The organism is Planktotalea sp. (assembly GCF_018607995.1).
Taxonomy (GTDB): Bacteria; Pseudomonadota; Alphaproteobacteria; order Rhodobacterales; family Rhodobacteraceae; genus Planktotalea.
This window is the reverse complement of record NZ_JABBAL010000028.1, coordinates 1-25,502: the sequence shown is the minus strand read 5'-3', so window position 1 is coordinate 25,502 and position 25,502 is coordinate 1. Positions and strand designations below refer to the sequence as shown.

31 protein-coding genes and 1 pseudogene are annotated in these 25,502 nt (G+C 54.2%); 22 read left to right on the top strand and 10 right to left on the bottom strand.

The window, feature by feature from the left end:
• The coding region (locus tag QZ280_RS11085) for a histidinol dehydrogenase (RefSeq protein ID WP_293444061.1) at positions 1-608 on the bottom strand (608 nt) is incomplete at its 3' end.
• Between the two features lie 137 nt (positions 609-745).
• Between QZ280_RS11085 and QZ280_RS11080 the strand changes: the two genes are divergently transcribed.
• A complete protein-coding gene (locus QZ280_RS11080) occupies positions 746-964 on the top strand; it encodes a hypothetical protein (RefSeq protein WP_293444058.1) in 219 nt (72 codons plus the stop codon).
• Between the two features lie 230 nt (positions 965-1,194).
• On the opposite strand, the gene QZ280_RS11075 is transcribed toward QZ280_RS11080, so the two are convergent.
• From QZ280_RS11075 to QZ280_RS11065, 3 genes are all read right to left on the bottom strand, one after another.
• Positions 1,195-2,571 carry a TRAP transporter large permease gene (locus tag QZ280_RS11075; protein WP_293444055.1) on the bottom strand — a complete coding sequence of 459 codons (1,377 nt, stop codon included), beginning with the start codon at positions 2,569-2,571 and terminating at the stop codon, positions 1,195-1,197.
• Positions 2,572-2,575: 4 nt separating this feature from the next.
• Positions 2,576-3,256, bottom strand: a complete 681-nt coding sequence (locus QZ280_RS11070) for a TRAP transporter small permease (protein WP_293444052.1) — start codon at positions 3,254-3,256, stop codon at positions 2,576-2,578.
• Positions 3,257-3,343: 87 nt separating this feature from the next.
• Positions 3,344-4,345: a DctP family TRAP transporter solute-binding subunit gene (locus QZ280_RS11065; protein ID WP_293444049.1), complete on the bottom strand. Its 1,002-nt coding sequence runs from the start codon at positions 4,343-4,345 to the stop codon at positions 3,344-3,346.
• 208 nt (positions 4,346-4,553) lie between these two features.
• On the opposite strand from QZ280_RS11065, the gene QZ280_RS11060 reads away from it, so the two are divergent.
• The 3 genes from QZ280_RS11060 to QZ280_RS11050 all read left to right on the top strand — a co-directional run bounded on the left by QZ280_RS11060 (position 4,554) and on the right by QZ280_RS11050 (position 6,246).
• Positions 4,554-5,735, top strand: a complete 1,182-nt coding sequence (locus tag QZ280_RS11060) for a cytochrome P450 (RefSeq protein ID WP_293444076.1) — start codon at positions 4,554-4,556, stop codon at positions 5,733-5,735.
• Between the two features lie 10 nt (positions 5,736-5,745).
• Positions 5,746-5,976: a hypothetical protein gene (locus QZ280_RS11055; protein ID WP_293444046.1), complete on the top strand. Its 231-nt coding sequence runs from the start codon at positions 5,746-5,748 to the stop codon at positions 5,974-5,976.
• 144 nt (positions 5,977-6,120) lie between these two features.
• Positions 6,121-6,246: a hypothetical protein gene (locus QZ280_RS11050; protein WP_293444043.1), complete on the top strand. Its 126-nt coding sequence runs from the start codon at positions 6,121-6,123 to the stop codon at positions 6,244-6,246.
• Between the two features lie 82 nt (positions 6,247-6,328).
• Here QZ280_RS11050 and QZ280_RS11045 read toward each other — a convergent pair whose 3' ends face one another.
• Positions 6,329-6,790 carry an Lrp/AsnC family transcriptional regulator gene (locus QZ280_RS11045; RefSeq protein WP_293444041.1) on the bottom strand — a complete coding sequence of 154 codons (462 nt, stop codon included), beginning with the start codon at positions 6,788-6,790 and terminating at the stop codon, positions 6,329-6,331.
• A 143-nt stretch (positions 6,791-6,933) separates the two neighbouring features.
• On the opposite strand from QZ280_RS11045, the gene cysG reads away from it, so the two are divergent.
• The 6 genes from cysG to QZ280_RS11015 all read left to right on the top strand — a co-directional run bounded on the left by cysG (position 6,934) and on the right by QZ280_RS11015 (position 12,302).
• Positions 6,934-8,313 (top strand): siroheme synthase CysG, encoded by a 1,380-nt coding sequence (gene cysG, locus QZ280_RS11040; protein WP_293444073.1) that lies wholly within the window; start codon positions 6,934-6,936, stop codon positions 8,311-8,313.
• On the top strand, positions 8,313-8,612 hold the full coding sequence (locus tag QZ280_RS11035) for a DUF2849 domain-containing protein (protein WP_293444038.1): 300 nt from the start codon (positions 8,313-8,315) through the stop codon (positions 8,610-8,612). The genes cysG and QZ280_RS11035 overlap by 1 nt, the downstream gene beginning before the upstream one ends.
• Positions 8,612-10,282, top strand: coding sequence for a nitrite/sulfite reductase (locus QZ280_RS11030; protein WP_293444035.1), 1,671 nt, complete (start codon positions 8,612-8,614; stop codon positions 10,280-10,282). Before QZ280_RS11035 ends, QZ280_RS11030 begins: the two co-directional genes overlap by 1 nt.
• Positions 10,272-10,997, top strand: coding sequence for a phosphoadenylyl-sulfate reductase (locus tag QZ280_RS11025; protein ID WP_293444032.1), 726 nt, complete (start codon positions 10,272-10,274; stop codon positions 10,995-10,997). The genes QZ280_RS11030 and QZ280_RS11025 overlap by 11 nt, the downstream gene beginning before the upstream one ends.
• Positions 10,994-11,374 carry a DUF934 domain-containing protein gene (locus QZ280_RS11020; RefSeq protein WP_293444029.1) on the top strand — a complete coding sequence of 127 codons (381 nt, stop codon included), beginning with the start codon at positions 10,994-10,996 and terminating at the stop codon, positions 11,372-11,374. The genes QZ280_RS11025 and QZ280_RS11020 overlap by 4 nt, the downstream gene beginning before the upstream one ends.
• A 79-nt stretch (positions 11,375-11,453) precedes the next feature.
• Positions 11,454-12,302 carry a ferredoxin--NADP reductase gene (locus tag QZ280_RS11015; protein ID WP_293444026.1) on the top strand — a complete coding sequence of 283 codons (849 nt, stop codon included), beginning with the start codon at positions 11,454-11,456 and terminating at the stop codon, positions 12,300-12,302.
• Between the two features lie 78 nt (positions 12,303-12,380).
• On the opposite strand, the gene QZ280_RS11010 is transcribed toward QZ280_RS11015, so the two are convergent.
• Together QZ280_RS11010 and QZ280_RS11005 are read right to left on the bottom strand one after the other, a co-directional pair.
• Entirely contained in the window at positions 12,381-13,202 is an 822-nt protein-coding gene (locus tag QZ280_RS11010) for a TauD/TfdA family dioxygenase (RefSeq protein ID WP_293444023.1), read from the bottom strand.
• Complete coding sequence (locus QZ280_RS11005; RefSeq protein ID WP_293444020.1) at positions 13,193-13,603, bottom strand: hypothetical protein; 411 nt, start codon at positions 13,601-13,603, stop codon at positions 13,193-13,195. The genes QZ280_RS11010 and QZ280_RS11005 overlap by 10 nt, the downstream gene beginning before the upstream one ends.
• 191 nt (positions 13,604-13,794) lie before the next feature.
• Here QZ280_RS11005 and infC point away from each other — a divergent pair, with 191 nt between their 5' ends.
• Positions 13,795-14,340 (top strand): translation initiation factor IF-3, encoded by a 546-nt coding sequence (gene infC, locus QZ280_RS11000; protein ID WP_365734590.1) that lies wholly within the window; start codon positions 13,795-13,797, stop codon positions 14,338-14,340.
• A gap of 140 nt (positions 14,341-14,480) precedes the next feature.
• On the opposite strand, the gene QZ280_RS10995 is transcribed toward infC, so the two are convergent.
• Both QZ280_RS10995 and QZ280_RS10990 read right to left on the bottom strand, forming a co-directional pair.
• Positions 14,481-15,470 (bottom strand): molybdopterin-binding protein, encoded by a 990-nt coding sequence (locus QZ280_RS10995; RefSeq protein WP_293444014.1) that lies wholly within the window; start codon positions 15,468-15,470, stop codon positions 14,481-14,483.
• Complete coding sequence (locus QZ280_RS10990) at positions 15,467-16,444, bottom strand: XdhC family protein (protein ID WP_293444012.1); 978 nt, start codon at positions 16,442-16,444, stop codon at positions 15,467-15,469. Before QZ280_RS10990 ends, QZ280_RS10995 begins: the two co-directional genes overlap by 4 nt.
• Positions 16,445-16,656: 212 nt before the next feature.
• Between QZ280_RS10990 and QZ280_RS10985 the strand changes: the two genes are divergently transcribed.
• Positions 16,657-16,938 carry a hypothetical protein gene (locus QZ280_RS10985; protein ID WP_293444009.1) on the top strand — a complete coding sequence of 94 codons (282 nt, stop codon included), beginning with the start codon at positions 16,657-16,659 and terminating at the stop codon, positions 16,936-16,938.
• 45 nt (positions 16,939-16,983) lie between these two features.
• A complete protein-coding gene (locus tag QZ280_RS10980) occupies positions 16,984-17,340 on the top strand; it encodes a hypothetical protein (RefSeq protein WP_293444007.1) in 357 nt (118 codons plus the stop codon).
• Between the two features lie 45 nt (positions 17,341-17,385).
• On the opposite strand, the gene QZ280_RS10975 is transcribed toward QZ280_RS10980, so the two are convergent.
• Entirely contained in the window at positions 17,386-17,736 is a 351-nt protein-coding gene (locus QZ280_RS10975) for a hypothetical protein (RefSeq protein WP_293444004.1), read from the bottom strand.
• A 154-nt stretch (positions 17,737-17,890) separates the two neighbouring features.
• Between QZ280_RS10975 and pyrC the strand changes: the two genes are divergently transcribed.
• The 9 genes and pseudogenes from pyrC to QZ280_RS10930 form a co-directional block, all read left to right on the top strand.
• Positions 17,891-18,928 carry a dihydroorotase gene (pyrC, locus tag QZ280_RS10970; RefSeq protein ID WP_293444000.1) on the top strand — a complete coding sequence of 346 codons (1,038 nt, stop codon included), beginning with the start codon at positions 17,891-17,893 and terminating at the stop codon, positions 18,926-18,928.
• 78 nt (positions 18,929-19,006) lie between these two features.
• Positions 19,007-19,687, top strand: a complete 681-nt coding sequence (locus tag QZ280_RS10965; RefSeq protein WP_293443997.1) for an orotate phosphoribosyltransferase — start codon at positions 19,007-19,009, stop codon at positions 19,685-19,687.
• Between the two features lie 192 nt (positions 19,688-19,879).
• On the top strand, positions 19,880-21,370 hold the full coding sequence (locus tag QZ280_RS10960; RefSeq protein WP_293443994.1) for a replicative DNA helicase: 1,491 nt from the start codon (positions 19,880-19,882) through the stop codon (positions 21,368-21,370).
• 500 nt (positions 21,371-21,870) lie between these two features.
• Entirely contained in the window at positions 21,871-22,161 is a 291-nt protein-coding gene (locus tag QZ280_RS10955) for a hypothetical protein (protein ID WP_293443991.1), read from the top strand.
• A 74-nt stretch (positions 22,162-22,235) separates the two neighbouring features.
• Positions 22,236-23,270 carry an alanine racemase gene (alr, locus tag QZ280_RS10950; RefSeq protein WP_293443988.1) on the top strand — a complete coding sequence of 345 codons (1,035 nt, stop codon included), beginning with the start codon at positions 22,236-22,238 and terminating at the stop codon, positions 23,268-23,270.
• Positions 23,267-24,052, top strand: coding sequence for an ABC transporter permease (locus tag QZ280_RS10945; RefSeq protein WP_293443985.1), 786 nt, complete (start codon positions 23,267-23,269; stop codon positions 24,050-24,052). The genes alr and QZ280_RS10945 overlap by 4 nt, the downstream gene beginning before the upstream one ends.
• A complete protein-coding gene (locus QZ280_RS10940) occupies positions 24,049-24,795 on the top strand; it encodes an ATP-binding cassette domain-containing protein (RefSeq protein ID WP_293443982.1) in 747 nt (248 codons plus the stop codon). Before QZ280_RS10945 ends, QZ280_RS10940 begins: the two co-directional genes overlap by 4 nt.
• An 81-nt stretch (positions 24,796-24,876) precedes the next feature.
• Positions 24,877-25,293: a hypothetical protein gene (locus tag QZ280_RS10935; protein ID WP_293443979.1), complete on the top strand. Its 417-nt coding sequence runs from the start codon at positions 24,877-24,879 to the stop codon at positions 25,291-25,293.
• A pseudogene (locus QZ280_RS10930) lies at positions 25,290-25,451 on the top strand (paraquat-inducible membrane protein A); the annotation flags it as partial. The gene QZ280_RS10935 and the pseudogene QZ280_RS10930, both read left to right, overlap by 4 nt.
• Between the last annotated feature and the right edge of the window lie 51 nt (positions 25,452-25,502).

Genomic DNA, 25,502 nt, shown 5'->3' with positions numbered 1-25,502 from the left:
CCGACCAGCATATCTACAGGTTTGATCGTTTCCGTACCAATCGCCATCGCACCCACCGCTTGCATGCCACCCATCGCGTAAATCTCGTGTGCGCCACCCATATGCATCGCCGCAACAATTGCCGGATGCGGTTCACCGTTCATTGGAGGAGCAGACGCGATGATCCGAGGAACCTGCGCAACATTGGCCGTGAGCACCGACATATGCGCAGAAGCGACCATCGGGAACTTACCACCTGGTATATAGCAACCCACTGATTGCAAATGGATATTCTTGTGATCCAGCACAACACCCGGCATGGTTTCCACTTCGATATCCGTCATTGACGCGCGCTGCGCTTCGGCGAAACGGCGAATTTGGACCTGCGCGAATTTGATATGTTCCATGTCGCGCGCCGAAACTTTGCTCATCGCAGCGTCTATTTCGGATTGGGCTAAACGGAAGTTCTCAGGTTCATACTTATCGAACTTCGCGCTCAACTCGCGCACAGCTGTATCGCCGCGCTCCTCAATATCTTTTAACGTATCCTCAACGATACCGCGCACTTTCGCATCGTCTTCTGCGCGTTCCGCCTCGGATTTTCCAGTTTTAAGCGTCGTGATTGCCATTGATTTCATCCTCGTCGTTTCACCGCACTAGACGCGAGTTATTTCTGAAAACTGTAGCCTAGACGCACCTGTGGCCCACTCGCGCGCAAAGGGTTGCAGCTCAAACAAGCGACAGCCATCGCTACAAATTGGGGCACTTGAAGCGCGAGCATCCTGCGACGACCGTGTTGCTTGAGCGCTATGCTCTTGGCCGCAATCCTCATTTTCGCAATGGCCGTGACGCGAACGCGCCTATCTTTCCAATTGGCGATGTGGACCCCTGCCTGCCCGTTCATGAGGACGCCATCGGCGCTGTAACTGCATCTGGCAAACCTGTGGCGTTCCAGCATAGCGCTGCGTTTCTGGCGCTGCGCTAAGCAAGAACTGTGGAGTATGAAAACGTCTCTTTAAGGCTCGAAGCAGGGGGCATCAGGGCTGTTGGCACCGGCAATATAGACCTTGGCAGTCATCAGGCCTTCTGGTTTGCTTGGTCCCAATTCCATCCAGACACCGCGCTTTGGACGCCCTAGCTTTACCGTTTAAAACAAAAAGCCGCGCTCTGCATCTCTGCAAAGCGCGACTTTTCTTTGTGGTGTGGTGGCTCTTACTACTTTGTTATGATCTCCGGCCCCATGAAATAGGTGGGTAGAAAGGTTGAGAACCACGGCACATAAGTGATGATGATCAGGAACACGAAGAGCACTGCAAGGAATGGCAGCGCCGCCTTCACCACACGCATCATAGGCATGCCAGCAACACCAGAGGTCACGAAAAGGTTCAAACCAACTGGCGGCGTGATCATCCCGATCTCCATATTCACGACCATAATGATGCCAAGGTGAATTGGATCAATCCCCAGTTCAATCGCGATTGGGAACACCAAGGGGGCCACAATGACAATGAGGCCTGATGGCTCCATAAACTGACCACCGATCAGCAAGATCACATTGACTATCACCAAGAACATCACCGCACCAAAACCCGCTTGCAACATCGCGCCAGCGATCTGCTGTGGGATTTGCTCGTCAGTCAGGACATGCTTCAGGATCAACGCGTTGGCGATGATGAACATCAAAGTCACTGTCAGCTTGCCCGCTTCAAACAACGTATCGCGCGTGTCTTTGTGGAAGAACGCAGTGGCCAAAGCGATAGGTTTTTCAAGCAGACTTAGATTGCGCTGCCCCTCACCCTTATAAAGCGGCCCCATATCACGATAGATAAAATTCGCAATGAAGAACGCATAGACCGCGGCCACGGCCGCTGCCTCTGTCGGGGTGAAGATACCGCCGTAAATGCCGCCCAAGATGATCACGATCAGGAACAGGCCCCAGCCTGCTTCCGCACCTGAAGCCCAGACTTCACCCCAGCCCTTCCACTCGCCTTTGGGCATGTTGCGCATTTTCGCGATGGCATAGATCGTCACCATCAACATCGTGCCAGCCATAAGACCCGGAATGACGCCCGCAAGGAACATACGGCCCACGGAAACATCCGTTGCAGAGGCGTAAACAACCATCACGATGGACGGCGGAATGAGGATACCAAGCGTACCTGCGTTGGCGATTACACCAGCCGCGAAGTCCTTACTATAGCCCACCTGCACCATGCCCGCGATGACTATGGAGCCGATGGCCACAACTGTCGCAGGGCTAGAGCCAGAGAGCGCTGCGAAGAGCATACACGCGAAGACACCTGCGATTGCGAGGCCTCCGGGCAGATGGCCCACAATGGCAATCGAGAAACGAATGATCCGCGCCGCAACGCCGCCTGTGGACATAAAGCTAGAGGCTAAAATGAAGAACGGGATCGCAAGCAGCGTGTAGTGCCCTGCCATCGCTTGGAAAAACGTCTGCGCGATTGAGGCAAGCGATGTATCGCTCAGCACCAGTAAGAAGATGATCGACGAGAAACCAAGCGAGATCGCGATGGGCACGCCGACTAGCATCAGGCCGATGACTATAGTGAATAAAATTGCGACTTCCATGTCCTCAGCCCTCCTTATTCATTCGGGCCACGTTGGCCACATCTTCTTCGGCCTCATGGCTGACGATGATCGTGGCTTGCGTGCCTTTGAGCACACGAATGCCGACTTGGATGAAGCGGAACAAAAGCAAAGCTGCGCCAAACGGCAGCATCGCGTAAGGAATAAACCGCGGAAGTTTTTCGTATTCTTCACCTTGGTTCATGCTGCTTTCCAGAAAACGCAGGAACTCAGGCAAAGGAATGTCGTTGGTCTCATACCATGCTTGATCGCGGCTATTCTCGAACCCCGTCGGGAACCAGCGTCCAGATGTGGAATCATACCCCGCGAAAGGCGCCCAGTAATCCCACGACCCTTTAAGCAGTAAAAACGCGTAAGCGATACACACCGCAACGGCGATAATCGCAAGGACCCGTTTCACGGGCGTGCCGAAGAGGTTGATGATCGCATCGACACCCAAATGCGCGGTCACTTTCACCGCGTAGCTGATGCCAAATAATACGAGCCAAGCAAAAAGGAAGGAGACCATCTCAAGCCCCCAGATTAACCCTGTGTTGAAGCCATAGCGCAGGATCACATTGGTAAAGGTGATCAAGGTCATGAGGCCAAGGATCAGCGCAATCGCCGTCTCTTCGATCTCATTCACAGCGCGGCCCAATGCAGTTTGCGGCTCAAAATGCGCAGACATGCCGGTGCCTCCCTATTCTGTTCTGGGTGAATTCATATCTCACTCCGGCGCGAATTCATGCGCCGGAGTGGACCACATAACGTGGAATTAGTGCTTCGCGTTGATCGCTTGCGCGGCATCGATGTTCTCTTGACCCACGTCCTCTTTGAACTGGTCCCAAACAGGCATCATCGTGGTGACCCACTCTTGACGCTGCTCAGCACTCAGCTCACGTACAACGCCGCCTGCATCCAGAATGGACTGACGTGCAGCTGCGTTCACAGCAGTGGATTCGGAGTTACGTGTTGCCGTCACCTCCTCGACAATCGTGCCCAATTGGCTGCGCACGTCATCCGGCAGACCGTCCCAGAAATCCGTGGACGTTACGACGAGATAGTCAATGATACCGTGGTTGGTTTCAGTGACGCCATCCTGCACTTCAAAAAACTTCTTGCCGTAGATGTTGGACCATGTGTTTTCCTGACCATCCACAACACCTGTCTGCAATGCGCCGTAAACCTCAGAGAAAGCCATCGGCTGCGGAGATCCGCCAATCGCTGCCATCTGTGCTTTAAGCACGTCAGAGTTCTGAACGCGGAACTTAAGGCCATTCGCATCTGCTGGGGATTCAAGCGCAACATTTGCAGACATCTGCTTCATGCCATTGTGCCAGAACGCAAGACCAAGAAGACCACGACGCGTCATGCTTTCTTTCATCGCCTGACCGGTTTCAGACGTTTGAAACTCATCAACCGCGTTGATGTTCTTGAACATGAACGGCAGGTCAAACAAGCGGAATGTCTTGGTGAACTGCTCAAACTTTGACAAAGACGGCGCGGCCATCTGAACGTCGCCCTGAAGCAGCGCCTCAAGAACTGCGTCATCGTTATAAAGCGTGGAGTTCGGGAACACTTCCATGCAGGCCTTACCGTTCATCTCATCGTTGACGCGCTGCTCAAGCAAAGTCGCCGCGATGCCTTTCGGGTGCTTGTCTGTGTTTGTCACATGGCTGAACTTGATGACGATCTCACCGTCATCACAGGCTGCAGCCGCTGTGTTTGCAGTCACTGCAAGTGCCAAAGCCGTCGCGGCTGTTGCTAGAAACTTCATGAATATCTCCTCCCAGAGCATTGAATATGAGTGAGACCCCGACGAGTCGGGCCCCTCTGTGACACAGAGAATGCGCTGGATTTGCACAGGTCTCAAGCGCTTAACCAATCTTGCAGATATCAAAGCCTTTGAGTCCCTTGCGTCGAAACAAGCGCAACGTCGCGCGCAGGGCTTGCCAAGCCCCCTTGATCCTAGCAATGCTGTGCTCATGACACTCTGGCAACAACTCCCGACCGACCCCGCATTCGTGCAGGACCCCTACACCGCCTATGCGAAAGCGCGCGCGCTTGCCCCTGTTCAGGATTGGCCCGCGTATGGAATGACGGCAGTGTTCAGCTACAAACTAGTTATGCAGATCTTGAAAGACCGCCGATTTGGGCGAGAAGCGATTGAGCCCGCTGAAATCCCCCCACATCTCGCGCCATTTTATGCAATTGAAGCCCACTCCATGTTAGAGCTAGAGCCGCCACGCCACACGCACCTGCGCTCTCTCGTTTTGCGTGCATTTACATCCCGCCGGATCAAAGAACTCGCCCCAGAAATCGAGGAGCTTTGTGATGATTTACTCGACAAGATCCCGCAAGATCAGCCTTTTGACCTGATCAAGCATTACGCAACGCCGATCCCCGTGATCATCATCTGCCGCTTACTTGGCGTGCCTGAAGACCTTTCAGATCAATTACTTACATGGTCCAACGATATGGTCGCCATGTATCAAGCCCGCCGTGATCGCACCATTGAGGACCGCGCGGCACAGGCCGCCACCGATTTTGCCAATTTTGTTCGTGAGTTTGCCGAAGAGAAACGCAAACACCCTGCGGACGATCTGATCACCCAACTTCTATACGCAGAGGAAAACGGCGACAAACTCAGCATGGATGAGCTGATCACAACCTGCATCTTGCTTCTGAACGCGGGGCATGAAGCCACAGTGCACACACTCGGCAACGGCGTGAAAACCTTGATCGAGTCGCAAACACCCCTTAGCGCGCTATCCGATCAAGCGATTGATCAAACCGTCGAAGAAATCCTGCGCTATGATCCGCCTTTGCACGTATTCACGCGCTATTGCTATGAAGACCTTGATCTTGATGACCACAGCTTCAAACGCGGCGATGAGATCGCCTTGATGCTGGCTGCTGCAAATCGGGATGGCGTGCAATGGCCTGATCCAAACGGCTTTGAATATTCAAGAAAAATCCAAACCAACACCAGTTTCGGCGGCGGTCTCCACTTCTGTGTTGGTGCACCGCTTGCACGTTTAGAGCTCCGCGTCGCACTTCCCAAGTTATTCACGCGTTTCCCACAGCTCCAAATCACAGCCCCCCCGAAATACGCTGATCTTTACCATTTCCACGGGCTTGAACGCTTGATGCTCACCACTGATTGAGGATTTTCAAATGCGCTATGTGATGCTCGCTTTGCTTTTCTGCCTTGCCGCCCCGACCACGGCTCAAGCACGTAATCTCACCCCCGAAAAAGCAAAGGGAATTAACACAATCATTACTCAATGCGTCAGCTTCACGCACGCGAGTTTCGCCAATGCCGCCTGCGATGATCTACTAATACGCATTGAGCCCATGATCCGCACAGAGGACCGCACTCATATCGCACTTAGGCGCACAGAATGAGGCTTTGAACGCGACGTTTACCTAACTACCGAAAACTCACCACCAAACGCAGCGCACCTTACACTTTACGTTCGTGGTGCAGACAGCCCAACCGCGATGTTTGTCTGGCTTTCACTCTACAAACAAACACCCTCAGGCCGCCTCATGCTATGGGAAGATTCCGGCCTCGGCTCTGGTGAAAAACCAGTCATTGCGAACGGCCTCTCTCAAGGTCTCACACAAAAACTTGTCCCCGTTTTGAAAACCATCGCCCAAAACAAGGCCCCCTAAGCGCTTCCTATTTCCTTAAATATCCCAACCGGTGTGGGGGCTAGCCCCCGCACCGGTCGGATTGCGATAGCAATTCGAAATATTAAATCGGAAGCGCCGTCGTACTTTTGATCTCTTCCATCGACAAAAGTGCTGTCACATTATGCACCTTCACCTCTGAAATCAGCGCTTGATAAAACACATCATAGGCCCTCGCATTCTGAACCCTGACCTTCAAAATATAATCAATATCGCCCGCCAAACGATGCGCCTCTTGCACCTCCGCGCGCTCCAAAAGCGCCTTCAGAAACGCCGCTTGCCAGCTCGCATCATGCTCCGACGTGCGGATCAATACAAAGAAACAAGCCTCAAACCCCAAGGCCTCAGCATCCAGTTTTACTGTCTGCGCCCCGATAATGTCCGCCTCACGCATTTTGCGGATACGATTCCACACGGGGGTCTTGCTCGACCCCACTTCACGGGCAATTTCATCCAGCGAACGGTCCGCATCCACCTGGAGCGCGCGTAGGATTTTTCGGTCTGTATCGTCTATTCGGGCAGCCATTCGCAATTCCTCTCATTCTCAGAACGTTTAGACCAAAACTAAACTCATTGCAAAACAACTTCCCTATCAGACCCTAATGCCTAGCAAAAATGAAGAATATCTTCCTATATTGCGGTCAGACACCAACCGAATGGAGCTACCTCATGGATCACTTCCCAATCTTCGTCGCCCTCGCAGGTCGCCGCGTGATCCTTGCAGGCGGTGGTGAGGCCGCATTGGCGAAACTCCGTCTCCTCCTAAAAACAAACGCACATATCACAGTGTTCAGCCCGACAGCCGCACCCGAGATTGAACAGTGGCACGCGGCAGGCAAACTCACCTATATCGCACGCTCCATCGCGCCAGGTGACGCCATGTGTGCCGTGCTGGCCTATGCCGCAGATGAAGATCACGCGCTTGATGCGCGCACCTACGAAATCGCCCGCGCTGATGGAGCAATGGTGAACATCGTCGATAATCTCGGCGACAGCCAATTCATCACCCCTGCTATCGTAGACCGTGATCCCGTCACAATCGCAATCGGAACAGAAGGCGCAGCACCTGTTCTCGCGCGTGCGATCAAAGCAAATCTTGAAGAGCGCTTGCCACAAAAACTGGGCACGCTCGCACGTATCGGCAAGACCTTTCGAAAGGCCGCAGATGTACTGCCAATGGGCCGCGCGCGCCGCGACTTTTGGCGGGACTATTATTTCACCAGTGGCCCCAAAGCCGACAGCGAGACCGATATCCAAGCGGCCCTCGACGCCACACTCAGCAAACACATCGCCCGGAAAACCCGTACCGCACATATCGCTTTTGTTGGCGCAGGTCCTGGGGATCCCGAACTTCTCACCCTCAAAGCGCGCAAGGCAATTGATGAGGCGGATGTCATTATCCACGACCGCCTCGTCACTGGTGAAATCCTTGAACTTGCGCGCCGCGAAGCATTGATTGTCGATGCAGGCAAAGAGGGTTTTGGCCCCTCCATGCCTCAAGACCACATCAACACGCTGATCGCAGAGTACACTCAAAACGGTGCTCAGGTTGTGCGGCTCAAATCTGGTGATCCTACCATCTTTGGCCGCCTTGATGAAGAAATCGAAACCTGCCAAGCTCATGAAATCGCTTACTCTATTATCCCGGGCATCACAGCTGCCTCCGCCGCAGTTGCAAGCATCGGGCAAAGCTTCACACGTCGTGGACGCAATGGGTCTGTCCGGTTCCTAACAGGACATGACATGAAGGGTTTCGCAGATCACGATTGGGCGACTCTTGCCAAACCGGACGCAGTCGCCGCGATCTATATGGGCAAGAAAGCCGCACGATTTGTGCAAGGACGCTTGCTCATGCACGGTGCGGATCGTTTGACCCCCGTCACCTTAATCGAGAACGCATCGCGCCCTGATCAACGCATCATTCCGGCGACCCTTGAAACCCTCGCAGAAGTCACCGCCGTCACAGGCCCTGCGGTCATTTTCCTTGGCCTCGCCCCACACGAAGCTGCCAGTTCACTCGCCGATCTCCCACAAGAGGAATTCGCATAATGTCCCGTTCTTTCACGCCCAAAGTCGTCACCGCAAACGCGCTTCTAGAAGGCGATGTTGTTTATCTCACCAACGATGATCGTTGGACGCGCTCATTGAAAGACGCGGTTTTGCTGATGGATGAAGCCGACGCAGACCTACGCCTGCTGCAAGCCCAAGCGCAAACAGGCGTGGTCGTCGGAGCTTACCTTGCAGACATGCAAGACGGCCCGGATAGCCCCGAACCAATCCATTTTCGTGAGGCGTTTCGCCGCAAAGGCCCCTCCAATTACGCACACGGCAAACAGGAGCAATTCTGATGTACGCATATAACGACTTCGACAAATCCTTCCTCGCATCCCGCAATGCACAGTTCCGCGCGCAGGTGGAGCGCCGCATCGCCGGTCATTTGACCGAAGACGAGTTCAAACCGCTGCGTTTGATGAACGGTGTTTATTTGCAACTTCACGCTTACATGCTGCGTGTCGCCATTCCTTACGGCACACTGAACTCTGGCCAGATGAACATGCTCGCACATCTCGCGGACAAGTATGACAAGGGCTATGGCCATTTTACCACGCGCCAGAATATCCAGTATAACTGGCCAGAATTGCGCGACATTCCTGACATGCTTGATGATTTGGGCACCGTGGAAATGCACGCGATCCAGACCTCGGGCAACACCATTCGCAACGTAACTGCGGATCATTTCGCGGGTGCTGCCGCCGATGAAATCGCCGATCCGCGCCCTGTGGCAGAGCTGATCCGTCAATGGTCCACGGACCACCCCGAATTCCAGTTCCTACCGCGTAAATTCAAAGTGGCCGTAACTGGCTCCGAGAGCGACCGGGCCGTAACGCGCGCCCATGACATTGGGTTGCGCATGGTAGAACGCGACGGCGTTGCAGGTTTTGAGGTCATCGTGGGCGGCGGTTTGGGCCGAACGCCCATGCTGGGCAAAGTCATCGCAGATTTCTTGCCTCGTGAAGATTTGCTGCCCTACTTGGAAGCAATTGTCAGCGTGTATAATCTCTTGGGGCGCCGCGATAATAAGTACAAAGCGCGTATCAAAATCACTGTACACGAGAACGGTTTGGAGAAAATCCGCGACCTCGTAAACGAACGGTTCGTTGAGATCAAAGCGCGCTTCAGCGGCATTGATCAGGAGTTGTTTAAGAATATCGAAGCGGCCTTTGCCGCGCCTGAGTTTGCGGTGAAATCCGTCGATGCCTATGACAGCGCACGTCAAAGCGATCTCGTCTTTCGCGCGTGGTCTGACACGAACCTGCATGCGCACAAAGCGGATGGTTACTCTATCGTTACCGTTTCCATCAAAAAGCACGGCGCAACGCCAGGTGATGCGAGCGCGGAACAAATGCGCGTTCTTGCAGGCATCGCTGCGCGCTTCGGACATGATGAGCTACGTATCTCTCACGAACAGAACGTAATCCTGCCGCATGTGCATAAATCCGATCTGCCTGAGGTGCACAGCATCCTCAAAGCGAACGGACTTGGGACTGCGAACATCGGTCTGATCTCCGACATCATCGCCTGCCCGGGCATGGACTATTGCGCCCTTGCGACCGCGCGATCTATCCCGATCGCCCAGCAAATCGCGACACGTTTCGACGAGCTGAAACTCGAGCATAAGATTGGCGAATTAAAGATCAAGATCTCTGGCTGCATCAACGCTTGCGGGCATCACCATGTGGCACATATCGGCATTCTTGGCCTCGATCGCGCTGGCGTGGAGAGCTATCAAATCACGCTTGGCGGTGATCACACAGAAACCGCGGCCATTGGAGAGCGCGCAGGTCCGGGCTTTAGTGCGGATGACATTATCCCCGCGATTGAACGCCTTGTGGAGGCTTATCTGGAGCTGCGTCAAAGCGACGAAGAAACCTTTATCGAAAGCTACCGCCGTCTCGGTCTCGCCCCATTCAAAGCGGCGCTTTATCCAGCCGAGGATGAAAAATCCGATGCCGCTTGATGATCTTGTCTCATCCCTCAGCCTGCGGCACCGTGTCGAAGAAGCCCGCATTGCGATCAATATTGCGCATTCAGAGCAACGTCTGAGCAAGATCGCACTGGTGTCATCCTTTGGTGCGGAGGCGGCTGTGCTTTTGCATCTCGTAGCCACCACGCAGCCTGACATGCCTGTGCTATTCCTCGACACGGGCAAGCACTTCGCCGAAACGTTGAGCTATCAAAAAGAGCTTTCCCGCGACTTGGGACTGCGCGACTTGCGCGTGATTAAGCCTGACGGTCAGAACCTCGCCAAGGAAGACCCATACGGCGCGCTTCATACGTTTGACACCAGCGCTTGCTGTGGTCTGCGCAAAGTCGCGCCTTTGAAGAACGCGCTCAAAGAGTTTGACGGTTGGATCACAGGGCGCAAGCGCTATCAGGGCGGTATTCGCAAGAGCCTTGAGGTGTTTGAGGGCGATGAGGCGACGGGCAAACTCAAGATCAATCCACTGGCCCATTGGAGCCTTGAGGACATGCGCGCCTATGCGCAAAGCCACTCGCTGCCGCCGCATCCTTTGCTCGCTGAGGGATACCTCTCGATTGGTTGCGCGCCCTGCACCAACCGCACGGACGACACAGATGATCCCCGTGCAGGTCGCTGGGCTGGTCAAGACAAAAGCGAATGCGGCATCCATGTGCCATCCGCTCTTAACACTACAGAAAGCACACTCTCATGAGCACAGTTGTTACAGATAAAGGCTTCACAATTGATGATTGGAACGCTGGATATGAGGGCGCAGATACGCTTGATTTGGCCTCCGACGCAGATCTTGTCAGTCTTGATTTCAACGGAATCGTGATGATCCGTGTTGATTTTCCAAGCTTTGCAGATGGGCGTGGCTTTACCATCGCGCGTCAATTGCGCCTGCGCGGCTACACAGGTCGCTTGCGTGCAAAGGGGCACGTTATCGCAGATCAATACGCCATGGCGCGCCGCGCGGGCTTTGACGAGGTTGAGATCGACGCAAGCCTTGCGCAACGCCAGCCTGAGCCGGATTGGCTTGCGCGTAGCAATTGGCAAGCGGGCGACTATCAGGCACGCCTGCGCGGCTAGGCCACGTGCGCCCGCCCTTCCCAAAACAGAAAATCCATATTACACGAGGAAACGGAACTTAAATTCCGTTTGTATACATATGAATGAGATGACCTCCGTGACCGCTCAAACCACTCCCAAAACACACACGCTTCCTGACGCACAAACCGTGACACAGGTGAAACATTGGACGGATAGCCTTTTCTCGTTTCGCATGACCCGCCCCACATCCATGCGCTTTCGCTCTGGCGAGTTTGTGATGATTGGCCTCATGGGCGACGTGAACGAGAAAACAGGCAAAGCGAAACCACTTTTGCGCGCTTATTCCATCGCTTCGCCCTCATGGGATGAGGAGCTTGAATTTTATTCAATCAAAGTGCCCGAGGGACCGCTGACCTCCAAATTGCAACACATCAAAGTGGGCGACGAGATCATTTTGCGCCCCAAACCTGTGGGCACATTGGTGCATGACGCGCTGATCCCCGGCAAACGGCTGTGGTTTTTTGCAACAGGCACGGGCTTCGCCCCCTTTGCGTCGCTTCTGCGCGAACCTCAAACCTATGAGGATTATGACGAGGTAATCATTACACACACCTGTCGCACTGCGGGTGAACTGACCTATGGACGCGAGCTGATCGAGGCCTTAGAGCATGATGAATTGCTCAACGAGGTTATTGGCGATGGGTTTTGGAAAAAGATTAAATACTACCCCACTACGACGCGCGAAGAGAGTGCGAAAATGGGGCGGATCACTGATCTGATCAACTCTGGCGACGCCTATGCAGAGCTGGGTGTCGAACCGCTGAGTGCAGAAAACGATCGCGCGATGATTTGTGGCAATCTTGCGTTCAACCTTGAACTCAAATCGATGCTGGAAGCGGCAGGTCTTGAAGAAGGGGCGAATTCAAAGCCTGCGCAATATGTGGTTGAGAAGGCGTTTCTGGATTGACATCAAAGGGCGCGTGATATCACGCGCCCTACGAATTCGTTTCGCGCGCGAAACGATTTAACAATTATTATAAGATTGTTAACTTGCAGATCGGTAGCGCAACAACGGCGTGCCTTCTACCGTGATGCGATGCATCAAACGCGCATGGCCAGCGTAATCTGCACAGGCGAAATGCTGCACCAAACGGTTATCCCAAATTGCAACGCTGCCCTCTTTCCATACAATGCGGCAAGTATATTCGGGCCGTGTCGCATGTGCGTAGAGCATGGCCAACAAAGGCGCACTTTCCTCAATGCTCCACCCCTCAAACTGCACCGTGAAATCACCGTTTACATAAAGACAGGGCGCGCCCGTATCGGGGTGCGCAATGACGACGGGGTGTTTTGTCGCCGCTCGAAAGGCCGAAGTGTCCGCATCAATACCAACTTTGCTATCTGCAAAACTACCATCGGAATGTACAGCGCTCAGATCGCGTAGCGTCGCCTTCAAGCCATCACTCAGCCCTTCGTAAGCGGCGGCCATGGAAGCAAACAAAGTATCCCCACCAAAGGGCGGCAATGTGCGCGCAGCGAGGATCGAGCACATTGCAGGGGCCGGATCATAAGAATGATCCGTGTGCCACGTCCCACCGATTACTCGCGTCATATCGGGCGATGTGCGTACCTCGGCAATATTGGGATGGCTCGCGACAGGCGTGAAAAAACGGTTGATGTCGATGGTGCCGAACCGCTTTGCCAGTTCAATATGTGCTTCCGGTGTGAGAGACTGATTTGGGATCACAACGACGCCATGGGCAAAAAGTGCATCGCGCAGGGAGATGAACCCATCATCCGAGAGAGCATTCAGATCGATCGATGTGATTACAGCGCCAAGCGATCCTGAAAGTTTCGTTATGTGCATATCCGCTCCTTTACACTTGTAACGGAGCCTGTTTGGACGCGATTCGGCAAGAAAAAACCCCGCACCGAAATGCGAGGCTTCAGGGTATAAACAAAGCCTAGCTTTGGCTCACATGCCAAGCGTACCTTTGATTTGCTCAAGCACACCGTTGAGGAGCTCAGGATTGTCCTTTGCTCTGTCCAGGGCTGTTTTGAGCGAATTTTCTTCAAAGCGGCAAGCTCAGAACCATCGATTATCTCACCAACTTTATCCAAGTTGAAGCCTTCTGGTGTCGGCAAGTCTGCCAAACCACCAGCAGCTTCTTCTGCAGCAGCGGCCTCTTCAACTGCGTTGTTGGAGTAGACCATGTAACCGCCAACCAACACGACAGCAGCCAGGACAACCCAAATCAAATTCTTCATGAAACTTTCCCTCGAGAAAAACTTTTCGCATTCAGCACATGCTCCTGAATGTTGCAAACGCGAAATGAGTGCTTAAACGCAAGAGGAAAACATGCCCAAACGACCCAAGATCAGCGATTTGGCGCTTGAAGACAGCGCACGCAACCTTTACCTTGAGGTTTCGAAATTATAGCCATCTAAGGATAAATACCATAGCCCGCAGACCACACAATGCGCCACCACAGCGCGACACCGGACCTCGTGTTAACGATAAAATCCGCTCTCCTGAGATCCGCCTGATTGGCGCAGAAGGTGAAAACGTTGGGGTAATTCACCCTGCAAAAGCCCTGATTATGGCCGAAGAAGTAGGTCTTGATCTGGTGGAAATTTCCCCCAACGCCAATCCGCCCGTCTGCAAGATTATGGACTTTGGTAAGTTCAAATACGAGACGCAAAAGCGTGAAGCCGAAGCGCGTAAGAAGCAGAAGATTATCGAGATCAAAGAAGTCAAGTTCCGTCCAAATACTGATACGAATGACTATGATGTAAAGATGCGCAACGTCTATAAGTTTCTGGAAACCGGAGATAAAGTGAAAGTCACTTTGCGTTTCCGCGGTCGTGAGATGGCGCACCTTAACCTTGGCCGCGAGTTGTTGGAACGCGTTGCTGCCGACACCAAAGAACATGGCCGTGTCGAGAACTTTCCAAAGATGGAAGGTCGTCAGATGGTTATGTTGATCGGCCCATTGCCGAAGTAATCCGAGCCTTTTTTTGAATTATGAAAGTCCGGCCAAAGTGCCGGACTTTTTGTTTTCAAAGATCGGTTTTGTGGGATTCCGAAACTGTCGTGGATGTTAGGTCCCGCCAAACACATCAAACCACCCAACTTAGGCGAATCCTATTTGGCCCACCTTGGGCGTGGCCGCGTCGGTATTTCTTTCAACAACCCACCAACACCCATGCCCGCAATATCTGCGCTGCTGACAGGCACGCCACACAGAACACGGCTCAGCACTTTATCAGCGCCGTTCAATGCAGGCGAACGCGCACATCCCGGCAGGCCAATCACACTGCGCCCGTCTAAATCACCGATAAACAAAAGGTTTCCGGGATCAACCGGCATTCCAAAGCGGATCGAATGCCCCCCTGCGCTGACAAGTGCGGCAGGTGCCACGTCAGCAGGGTCCGACGTTGCAGAACCTGTCAAAATAAGAATGAGATCGCCCTGCACCTGCTGGATCGTTTTCGCGAGCGGTGCGATTCCATGTGGGCACGTCACCACGTTGAGTAAGCGGGCATCTAGCGCGTTCAAACGGGCCTCGGTGGCCGCGATCGCTTTCGTTTCATCCGCATTTTCGCGGATTTGTGTGATGATCAGCGACACGCTCATCGACATGGGTGCCGCGAGCTTGACCGCTCCGCTCGCCAGCGCGCAGGCCGCTTCTAAATCAAACTCCGGCACGGCGTAGGAGATGATTTTTACCGTCCCCAACATTCCGCCTTGATGCATTTGATGATGATCAGGCACGCTCGCGAAAGTGATCATCGGGTTCAGGGCATTCATCTGCGTAAGCTGCTCCACATCCAATAGCGCCACGCCCGCATGGTCCGCCATAATGTTCACCCGTCCTGTCGCGGCAGCGGTTGCGCGAAGCCCGTTTGCCCCGTCCAAAAGAGCCTCCCCAAGTCGTCGCGCAGCATCGTTTTCTTCGACATCGCCCACTTCCAAAGTGGCAACCGTCACCCGTTCAATGCCCGCATTCAGCAACGCGTCGATGTGTCCCGCAGCCAACACCGCGCCCTTGCGTAGTCGTCCCTTTGGCAGCTCTATAGAATGGGCCAAAATACTGCCCTGCGTGTCTGTTGTTGGAAGCTCGGCAAAAATCATGTGCAGCCTTTGCGAAGCACTTGCGTCATCTCGGCAATGATCGAAATCGCGATTTCAGAAGGGCTGTTCGCGCCGATATCTAGGCCAATCGGACCATGAATAAGCGCACATTGTTCTGAAGTGAACCCTGCGTCCTGCAAGCGTTCCAACCGCTTGGCCTGCGTGCGCTTGGATCCAAGCGCGCCGATATAGGCCACGTTTGAAGTCAGCGCATGGTACAAAACAGGGTCGTCAAGCTTGGGATCATGGGTCAGCAAAACAAGTGCTGTGCGCGCATCAAGACCGGTGGCTTCCACCGCATCACTTGGCCATTCATTTGAGATTTGCACATCAGGAAACCGCGCTTGGGCTGCGAAGCTTTCACGTGGATCAATCACCAACGGATCGTACCCCGCCATTTGCGCCATCGGCACCAGCGCTTGCGCGATATGTACAGCCCCGACAATGATTAAGCGCAAAGGCGGGTTGTGGATGGCGACGAACTGCCGTGTTTCGCGTTCAAAACCCGAGCGATCCATTACAAATCGCGCGTCAAAGCCGTCGCGCCGCAAAACACGCGCACCGCTGTCAAGGTCTGCGACATAGGCCACGGGCTCTCGCGCCGCGCGCGCGGCGACCAATTGCGCCAGGATTTCTTCACTTAGGGTCGCGCCAATGGGCTCCACTAAAATACGGATGGTGCCACCGCAGGCCAAACCCAACGCAAATGCATCACCATCCGAGACCCCGAACTCCAATTCACGCACATCGCCTTGTTTGATCGCATCTTGCGCCTCAACGATGACCGCTCCTTCAACACAACCACCCGAGACAGATCCGACAATTTCGCCCCGCCCGTTGATCGCCAATTGACTGCCCACACGGCGCGGTGCGCTGCCCCAAGTTTCGATCACAGTTGCCAAAGCCGCACCTAGCCCAACACGATGCCATGCGAGCGCTTGTTCGGGGATTTGATCAAAACGGGCATCATTCATTAGGCGCAATCCTATTTGGTATTTGTGCGATCCAGTGAGCACGAAACCTGCGCCAATTCGCACGCAGTAGCAATGCAAAGAGTGGCTGAAACCGCTGCAATTTGACAAACCATAGGCACATCCTTTTCCCAATGCTGCCGCATTTGTGTGCCACATTCATAATGAATAGCCCGAAAAAGACAGGCTTTACGATTCGCGCAGGAGCCGATCCAATGCAAGAAACGCATCAAATACTCAATGAATCACTGGCGGGCCAAACCGGTCAGGCATGGCTTGGTGCTCTCGAGGAGCTTGCGGATGAGGCCGGATATTTCCAACCCCTCAGTGCCAAGCACACTGTGGCATTTATTGATGCTGGCAAAACACTTCTGGTGACGTTTGAAACCGTACAATCGGTTCAATCGATGAACAACAAAGCACATCCCATCAGCTTTGAAATGGTACGTGAACACGCCTGGTCGATGATGGCTTCTTTAAAGATTTTGACCGCGTGATCTTTTACGGCGCAGGATCTTGTGGCTACGGGGCATGCGCCCGACATGCTAGGCGCTGCTGCAAGTGCAACAGTCATATATGACCCACGCATTGAATTAGACACGATGCATGCAGCACTTTTCACGTGCGCGAACGTTGATAAGTTGTGGATGCCCTACTTTGGCGTCGCGCTTGATGTGCAAATGATGCGCCTTGAAATTCTCTATCCCCTGCTCGTTTCTGTCGGCTCAGAAACCTCGGTTCCTGCCGAATACCATAGTCTGCATCGCATGCGCCGCCGCGATCGCACTTACTTGCGCGCACTCCTCGGGTATGTAGAGGATGTGAAGCGCTGTGGATTCACCAAAGCAATCTGCGATCATGCTGCAGCGAAACTGCTGGCACCCCGCTTCAAAACGTAGCGAGCAAATCGCAGCATTCATCGCCGATCAAACGCCGCAAACACCTTAAGCCGACCGATCAGCAAGCATTCGCACACGCGGCCCGTGTCGGCGGGCATACATAAACCGAGCCCAAGCTGCGATCATGCCAGTACGCCATCCTGCCTCAATTTCGATTTCGTCAATCAGCTCAGCGCCGTTGGCATGCGGCACAATGCGCAAGCGATGTTGCCAGTGTTTTACACCCATGCCGACCTCTTTTGAGGTGAAGGTAAGGTTTTTGGGATCGAAAGCGATCAGCTCCATCCGGTAGGGTTGTGCGGGCAAACCCCGGAACATGGACACTTTTACGTCCACGACCTGACCTTCGTGAAGCCATCCTTCGGGCAGCCCTTCAAACGAGAGCAATCCGCGCATAGCTTCTCGCAAGCAGCCAAAATCAGTGGCGACCCGCTAAACGTCTGATAAAAATCATGACGCGACTCCTATTGGCTGCGCAGAACATTATCCCTAAGCAAGACAACACGCAAACCCCTAGCCCTTCACGCAGCTTCGGTGTATGCGAACCAGCATGACACAAAGCCTTACACTCCGCCGCCCTGACGATTGGCATCTTCACTTGCGCGATGGCGATATGCTGCGCGCGGTTTTGCCTGAAACGGCACGTCATTTCGCGCGGGCGATCATTATGCCCAACCTTGTGCCACCTGTGGTAACAAGCACGGATGCGCTCGCCTACCAAGCGCGGATTCTCGCAGCACTCCCCGAGGGTATGACGTTCGAGCCTTTGATGACCCTCTATCTGACTGAGGACACGGACCCTGAGGATATGCGCGCCGCCCACGCGGGCGGCTTGATCAAAGCGGTCAAACTCTACCCCGCGGGTGCAACCACCAATTCCACCAGTGGCGTGCGCGACTTCGCGCGTGTGCAGCCGGTTCTTGATGTGATGGCTGAGATCGGTTTGCCGCTGTGCCTGCACGGCGAAGTGACCGATCCAGAGGTTGACATCTTCGATCGCGAAGCCGTCTTCATCGACAAGATCCTTGATCCTATCAGGCGCGCCACGCTCGGCCTTAAGGTCACGATGGAACATATCACCACCAAAGACGCAGTTGATTACGCACGTGCCCAAGACGACAGCCTCGGCGCGACGATCACCACGCACCATTTGGTCATCAACCGCAACCACATGCTCGTGGGCGGGATCAAACCGCACTACTATTGCTTGCCAGTGGCAAAACGCGAACTGCACCGCGAAGCGCTGGTTGATGCTGCTACCTCTGGCGAGGCGCGCTTCTTCCTTGGCACGGATTCAGCCCCTCATACGGATGTGCTGAAAGAAAACGCATGCGGCTGCGCGGGCTGCTTTACCGCTACCAACACCATGTCGATCCTCGCCCATGTGTTCGACCAGCAAAACGCGCTCGACAAGCTAGAAGCTTTCGCCTCCCTCAATGGCCCTGCGCACTACGGCCTTGCCCCAAACGAAGACCACATCACCCTCACCAAAACCCCGCCTACCTGCCCTGAGAAAATCATCACAGGTGTCGGTGAAGTCACGGTCTTCGATCCGGGTTTCGCGCTCGAGTGGTCTGTCACCCCTTGATCTTCCTATTTCCATTTATATCCCAGGAAGCGCGAGGGGTTGGCCCCTCGCCCCGCACCCACAAATAAGAGTACCGTTATGATCCCTTCCAGCTTCCCCAACCAATCCGAAATCGCCCGCCTCACCGCGCGGATGCTGCTTGAAATCAAAGCAGTGCATTTCAACGCTAAAACACCCTTCATTCTCTCGTCTGGCTTACCAAGCCCAACTTACATTGATTGCCGCAAGCCCAATTCTTATCCGCGCATCCGATCAACGCTGATGGACTTCATGACCGTCACCGTCATGCGCAACGCAGGCTTTGAGGCGTTCGACAATATCGCAGGCGGTGAAACCGCGGGTATCTCTTACGCCGCCCTTGTGGCCGAACGGATGGCACTGCCCATGACCTATGTGCGCAAAAAGCCAAAAGGGCACGGACGTGGTGCACGGATCGAAGGCGATATGAGCGAAGGCCAACGTGTTCTACTAGTCGAGGATCTCACGACGGATGGAGGCTCCAAGCTCAATTTCGTCGATGCGATTCGTGAGACCGGCGCGAGTTGCGCGCATACGGCCGTGATCTTTTACTACGACATTTTCCCTGAAACCGAAAAAACGCTCGGGGATCATGGGGTTACCTTACATCACCTATGCACATGGTGGGATGTGCTGGCCGAAGCAAAAGCGCAAGGCGCGTTTGATGCAAAGACTTTGGCGGGCGTCGAAGCATTCCTCAATGATCCGCGCGCATGGCAAGACGCCCACAAAAAAGCCTAAGGTATCCATAAAATTAACCCGACCTTCAACACGTTAGTTCTTTTTTAACCACAAGGACTGAGAGTTGATCCCTGCGCGCCCACAACATATTGTGGTTTTCCGCATGATTTTGGGTTATCCACAGAAACATACAATTTGCACCTTCCCCCGTCCGTTTTGTAAGAACACATTAGGGAATGTGTGGGGTCTGTCATGAACGAAATCGCGTCAATCAATCAAACGCAGGTGGATGTTGCCACAGCTGAAACCATGCCGAACTCTATCGAGGCAGAGCAGCAGCTCTTGGGCGCGATCCTAACCAACAACGATATCTATGACCGTGTCGCGTCTATCATTCAGCCGCGCCATTTTTTTGATCCCGTGCACCAGCGCATCTATGAAGTCGCCGCCGCGCGTATCGCGAAGAACAATCTGGCCTCCCCCGTCACGCTCAAGGCGTTTCTTGAGGATGATGAGGGTCTGAAAGAACTCGGAGGCCCCGCATATCTGGCTCGTCTCGCGGGCGCTGCGATTTCGGCTTTTGCCGCACGCGATTATGCGCAGATTATCTATGATCTCGCGATCCGACGCGAATTGATGGGCCTAGGGCGTGATATCGCCTCGAAAGCCGCGCGCGTCGATGTGGCGTCTGAGCCCGCAGAGCAGATCGTTGAAGCGGAGCAAGAGCTGTATAAGCTCGCAGAAAAAGGCAGTTCCGACAGTGGATTTCAGTCCTTCTTGCGCGCAATCACCGATGCGGTGAACGTAGCCAATGCCGCTTATGAGCGTGGGGGCGGCATGGCAGGTGTCTCCACAGGCCTTAGCGATATGGACAAAATGCTGGGTGGTTTGCATAAATCCGACCTTCTGATCCTCGCAGGTCGCCCGTCTATGGGTAAGACATCGCTTGCCACCAACATCGCTTTCAACATCGCCAAAGCTTTTCGACAGGGCAAGCTCGCCGATGGCACAGAAGGGGCTGTGGATGGTGGCGTCGTCGGATTCTTCTCGCTTGAGATGAGCGCCGAGCAGCTTGCCGGACGTATTTTATCCGAGGCGTCTGAAATTTCATCCCATAAGATCCGCCAAGGCGACATGGAAGAGTTTGAGTTCCGCCGTTTCGTCGAAGCCGCGAAAGAGCTTGAGGCATGCCCGCTCTACATCGACGACACCGCCGCGATCCCAATTGCACAACTTTCTGCCCGCGCGCGTCGCCTGAAACGCACACATGGTTTGGATGTGTTGATAATCGACTATCTCCAACTGGTGCGCGGCACGTCGGAAAACCGTGTCCAAGAGATTGGCGAGATTTCTATGGGCCTCAAAGCCATCGCAAAGGAATTGCAGATCCCCGTGATTGCCCTCTCCCAGCTCTCCCGTCAGGTTGAAAACCGCGAAGACAAGCGTCCGCAACTCTCTGACCTGCGTGAATCAGGCTCGATTGAGCAGGACGCGGATGTCGTGATGTTCGTCTATCGCGGTGAGTATTATAAAGAGCGTGAGAAACCCGATGATGACAACCTTGAAGCAATGGCGCAGTGGCAGGAAGACATGTCCCGCTTGCATGGCAAAGCCGAAGTGATCATCGGCAAGCAACGTCATGGCCCCATTGGCACGGTGGAACTTAGCTTCGAGGCCCAGTTCACGCGCTTTGGGAATTTGGCGAAATCCTGGCAGGTAGGATCAAACGATCAAAGCTTCTAAGCCCATTCCAGGCCAAGTGATGTTGCGCCAAGCCATGGATTGGTTGTTCGCTGACAGTTGGCTTTTCCGGCTTTGGGCCGCTCTCTCTGGTGTGCTAACACAAGCGCAATCATCTTAGCATTGGAAAATGAGCCCCTTGAAAATGTAACGGGCAAGGACCTGTTGTTCCTCGCCACGGACGATGTCGCCGGCTTGCAAGTGCTTGCACCTAAGGGCAACTAGATCGATGTCCCACCGCGCGAAGATGCGTTTGTAGTGAATATTGGCGACATGCTACACCGCCTATCCGGTTGAATTTTGCGATCAACACCGCACCGGGTGATCAATGCCAGCGGACGCGAACGCTACTCTTGCCCGTTCTTTTACGACCCGCATGTCAGCGCAATGATTACACCAATCTCAAGTAACACTTCGCAGTTTGAACCAATCAACTTTGGCACATTCCTACACAGCGAATTGGAGGCAAGTTATGACGAGCACAAACCTGCTGAGGACACCCGATGACTTGGTTCAAACGCAACGCAGACAGCATCGAAGCGGTCGCTACACTGATTACGGCGCTGGTCGCAATCCTCGCTTTGATTGGGGTCAAGCTGCATATCGATGCGGCGCAACAACAAACGCTAGAGCAAGGCGCGCGCGATTTATACCGCGAGCATTTGGCGCTTTCGGTTCATGCGGACCTCATTTGCAGCAGCTTTGGCAGCTATAGATCACATACTGATCCTGTCAGTCACATGTTGGCCAAAATGGCTGTGATCACCTGCGCAGACCTGCCCGATTGCGGCTAGCGAAGGCCATCGCTCTATCGCAAGTGGCCTTTTACCCTTGACGCGCAGCACTGTCGTGGCAAACACGTCACCTTATGGGAACTGGAACTTTAACAATCGATCTGGCGGCAATGGCCGCGAACTGGAGCGCACTCGACCGCCTCAGCACTGCCGAAACTGGAGCTGTGGTTAAAGCGGACGCATACGGCACAGGCATCGGGGGCGCAGCACGGCGCTTGGCCCAAACCGGTGCGCACAAGTTCTTTGTCGCCGTGGCTGAAGAAGCGGCGGACATCCGGCAAGCCCTTGGACCTGATCCCGAAATTTATATCCTGTCCGGTCATATGTCAGGTGACACTGATATGATCGCAGAGTTGCATTTGATCCCGCTACTCAGCTCCATTGATCAAATGCTCCGCCATTTTGAAGCCCTGCCCGGTACGCCTTTTGGCATCCAGCTTGATACTGGGATGAACCGCCTCGGCATGGAAGAGGGCGAATGGGAAGCCGTGAGATCACTGGTCCTGCCGCAAGGCCCGATGTTGATCATTTCCCATCTGGCCTGCGCGGATGACCCGAGCCATCCAATGAATGCGCAACAATTGGCCGCCTTTAACGAGATGACCGATGGCATTGAAGCGCCCCGCTCTTTGGCCGCGACTGGTGGCATTTTGCTGGGGCCCGAGTATCATTTCGATGTGGTGCGACCTGGTATTGGCCTTTACGGCGGGCTACCCTTTGTCGATGCGACACCTGTTGTGTCGCTGTCTCTACCGATCATCCAGACCCGAGATGTGTTAGCGGGCGAAAGCGTGGGTTACGGCAACACGTGGATTGCAGAGCGAGACCGTCGCATTGCGACGGTGTCTTGCGGATATGCGGATGGAATTTTGCGGGTGATGGGGCCGAAAATCCACCTCTTTGCCAATGGCACAGCCGTGCCTGTGGCGGGCCGAATTTCCATGGATAGCATTGGCATTGATGTCACCGACGTGAGCGATTTGCCGAGCGCGCTGGAACTTCTTGGGCCGCAACAATCTATCGAGACCTTGGCACAAAATGCGGGCACCATTGGCTATGAGATCCTAACCTCGCTCGGTGCGCGCTATTCTCGTCAGTACCTGGGATGAGGGCGATCACTCGCCCCCTTGCAAGTCTTGGCGCAGCCACGTTGAACATGCTTGCCGCATTGGGACGAATCTCTATCTACGCGTTCAGCACTTTCCGCCACATCTTTCGCCGCCCTTTCTATCTGCGCGAGCTTGGCACCGCGATCTTGAATGTTGGCTGGCTCTCTTTGCCCGTGGTCGGCCTTACCGCAGTTTTCACAGGCGGCGCGCTTGCATTGCAAATCTACGCGGGGGGCGCACGATTCAACGCAGAAGCCGTGGTACCGCAGATCGTTGCGATTGGCATGGTGCGTGAACTTGGGCCCGTGTTGGTCGGCCTGATGATCGCCGCGCGCGTAACTTCTTCAATTGCCGCTGAGATCGCTACCATGAGAGTAACCGAACAGATTGATGCCTTGGTCACTCTCTCGACCCATCCGATGCAATATTTGACCGTGCCACGGGTCTTGGCGGGCGTTATCTGCATACCTATTTTGGTGGGTGTTGGCGATGTGATTGGCATTTTGGGCAGCTACTTGGTCGCCACTGGCACGCTAGAGTTCAACTCGACCACTTATCTTGCAAATACCTTCGATTTCTTAGAATTGCGAGACGTATTTTCGTCGCTTGCTAAAGGCGCAGTCTTTGGCGCGATCGCAACCTTGATGGGTTGTTATTACGGTATGAATTCAGCACGAGGCGCTCAAGGGGTTGGGGCAGCAACCAAAGGCTCTGTCGAGGCGGCTGCAATCCTTATCTTAGCGGCCAACTTCATGCTTACAGGGGTATTTTTCTCGCTATGATCACGCTTGCCAACGTAAAAAAATCCTTTGGCAACAATCACGTCTTACAAGGCGTGAACCTAGAGATCGCGCGCGGCACTTCGATGGTCATTATTGGCGGCTCTGGCACGGGCAAGTCCGTGGCGCTGAAGTCGGTGCTAGGTTTGGTGACGCCGGATAGCGGGACAATTACGGTGGACGGTCAAGACGCGGCAATGGCAGAACGCGACGCCTTCTTGGCGCGGTTTGGCATGTTGTTCCAGGGCGGGGCCTTGTTTGACAGCCTACCGGTTTGGCAAAACGTTGCCTTTCGATTGATGCGCGGTGCTCTCAAGCGTCCGAGAGAGGAAGCGCGCGAAATCGCGATTGAGAAATTGCGACGCGTTGGATTGAAGCCTGATGTGGCGGATCGCCTGCCCGCAGAATTGTCGGGCGGCATGCAAAAACGCGTAGGCCTAGCCCGCGCGATTGCGGCGGAGCCTGAGATAATTTTCTTTGACGAACCTACAACTGGGTTGGACCCGATCATGTCCGGCGTGATTAACGATCTGATCCGCGAAATCGTCGTTGAAATGGGGGCAACAGCGATGACGATCACCCATGATATGACTTCTGTGCGCGCGATTGCGGATAATGTCGCGATGCTGCACGACGGCGTCATTCAATGGAGCGGTCCAGTCGCTGATATGGATCATGCCGGCGAGCCCTATTTGGAGCAATTCATTCATGGGCGCGCTGACGGACCTATTGAGGCGGTGCGCTAGCGAGGGGGCCCCAAATTTTCGACGGAAATTTGGAACAGCTACCCACTTGCATCACAACGCCTGAACCGCCACGTTATGAATGTGAGTAATTTTAGCACCCTATTTGAACCGAACAACACGATCCTCACATTTTTGATGATCAAGACGTTCTTCTTTATCGAAGTCATCGGCGCGCTCGCGCTGTTGCGCATCTTCGTGGCCAAGGGTCCGTCGAGGCTTGCTGCTCTTGCGACCGTTGTCATCGCCTTCATTGGGATCGCTGCGAAATATGTGCCACCCATCGCGGGCATTAGTGGGACAGAGGTCGGGCGCATGGCCTCTTTGATCCTAAACCAAGGTGTATTCAACGCAGGCTCGGGCATGGCTTTACCAGTCCTCGTGTCCCTGCTCTTTGCGCTGTCCTATCGCCTTCAAGGACGTAAATGGTGGCGGTTGGACCACCTCCACTTGCTCTGCGCCCTCGGCTTTTTCGGATTGTGGGTCTATACACTGATATGAACTCTCTACCCAAATTGATTAATTTGGCGTTGCCTAACGCCTTTCCCATCGCGTGGTTCGCACCCCTTATGCGCGCAAGGCTGCTACCGTTGTTTGATCTCAGTGAAATCAGCGTCATTTCAGGTTTGCAAAACCTCTGGAAAAGCGATGTGGCGCTAGGGTCAGGACCCATTAACTGATTGAGCTTGCGGCGCTGTCATGATTCACGG

Coding starts and splice junctions, on each gene's coding strand:
- QZ280_RS11075 (WP_293444055.1), bottom strand. CDS start 2,571: ATGGAAGTCGCAATTTTATTCACTATAGTCATCGGCCTGATGCTAGTC.
- QZ280_RS11070 (WP_293444052.1), bottom strand. CDS start 3,256: ATGTCTGCGCATTTTGAGCCGCAAACTGCATTGGGCCGCGCTGTGAAT.
- QZ280_RS11065 (WP_293444049.1), bottom strand. CDS start 4,345: ATGAAGTTTCTAGCAACAGCCGCGACGGCTTTGGCACTTGCAGTGACT.
- QZ280_RS11060 (WP_293444076.1), top strand. CDS start 4,554: ATGACACTCTGGCAACAACTCCCGACCGACCCCGCATTCGTGCAGGAC.
- QZ280_RS11055 (WP_293444046.1), top strand. CDS start 5,746: ATGCGCTATGTGATGCTCGCTTTGCTTTTCTGCCTTGCCGCCCCGACC.
- QZ280_RS11050 (WP_293444043.1), top strand. CDS start 6,121: ATGCTATGGGAAGATTCCGGCCTCGGCTCTGGTGAAAAACCAGTCATT.
- QZ280_RS11045 (WP_293444041.1), bottom strand. CDS start 6,790: ATGGCTGCCCGAATAGACGATACAGACCGAAAAATCCTACGCGCGCTC.
- cysG (WP_293444073.1), top strand. CDS start 6,934: ATGGATCACTTCCCAATCTTCGTCGCCCTCGCAGGTCGCCGCGTGATC.
- QZ280_RS11035 (WP_293444038.1), top strand. CDS start 8,313: ATGTCCCGTTCTTTCACGCCCAAAGTCGTCACCGCAAACGCGCTTCTA.
- QZ280_RS11030 (WP_293444035.1), top strand. CDS start 8,612: ATGTACGCATATAACGACTTCGACAAATCCTTCCTCGCATCCCGCAAT.
- QZ280_RS11025 (WP_293444032.1), top strand. CDS start 10,272: ATGCCGCTTGATGATCTTGTCTCATCCCTCAGCCTGCGGCACCGTGTC.
- QZ280_RS11020 (WP_293444029.1), top strand. CDS start 10,994: ATGAGCACAGTTGTTACAGATAAAGGCTTCACAATTGATGATTGGAAC.
- QZ280_RS11015 (WP_293444026.1), top strand. CDS start 11,454: ATGAATGAGATGACCTCCGTGACCGCTCAAACCACTCCCAAAACACAC.
- QZ280_RS11010 (WP_293444023.1), bottom strand. CDS start 13,202: ATGCACATAACGAAACTTTCAGGATCGCTTGGCGCTGTAATCACATCG.
- QZ280_RS11005 (WP_293444020.1), bottom strand. CDS start 13,603: ATGAAGAATTTGATTTGGGTTGTCCTGGCTGCTGTCGTGTTGGTTGGC.
- QZ280_RS10995 (WP_293444014.1), bottom strand. CDS start 15,470: ATGATTTTTGCCGAGCTTCCAACAACAGACACGCAGGGCAGTATTTTG.
- QZ280_RS10990 (WP_293444012.1), bottom strand. CDS start 16,444: ATGAATGATGCCCGTTTTGATCAAATCCCCGAACAAGCGCTCGCATGG.
- QZ280_RS10985 (WP_293444009.1), top strand. CDS start 16,657: ATGCAAGAAACGCATCAAATACTCAATGAATCACTGGCGGGCCAAACC.
- QZ280_RS10980 (WP_293444007.1), top strand. CDS start 16,984: ATGCTAGGCGCTGCTGCAAGTGCAACAGTCATATATGACCCACGCATT.
- QZ280_RS10975 (WP_293444004.1), bottom strand. CDS start 17,736: ATGCGCGGATTGCTCTCGTTTGAAGGGCTGCCCGAAGGATGGCTTCAC.
- pyrC (WP_293444000.1), top strand. CDS start 17,891: ATGACACAAAGCCTTACACTCCGCCGCCCTGACGATTGGCATCTTCAC.
- QZ280_RS10965 (WP_293443997.1), top strand. CDS start 19,007: ATGATCCCTTCCAGCTTCCCCAACCAATCCGAAATCGCCCGCCTCACC.
- QZ280_RS10960 (WP_293443994.1), top strand. CDS start 19,880: ATGAACGAAATCGCGTCAATCAATCAAACGCAGGTGGATGTTGCCACA.
- QZ280_RS10955 (WP_293443991.1), top strand. CDS start 21,871: ATGACTTGGTTCAAACGCAACGCAGACAGCATCGAAGCGGTCGCTACA.
- alr (WP_293443988.1), top strand. CDS start 22,236: ATGGGAACTGGAACTTTAACAATCGATCTGGCGGCAATGGCCGCGAAC.
- QZ280_RS10945 (WP_293443985.1), top strand. CDS start 23,267: ATGAGGGCGATCACTCGCCCCCTTGCAAGTCTTGGCGCAGCCACGTTG.
- QZ280_RS10940 (WP_293443982.1), top strand. CDS start 24,049: ATGATCACGCTTGCCAACGTAAAAAAATCCTTTGGCAACAATCACGTC.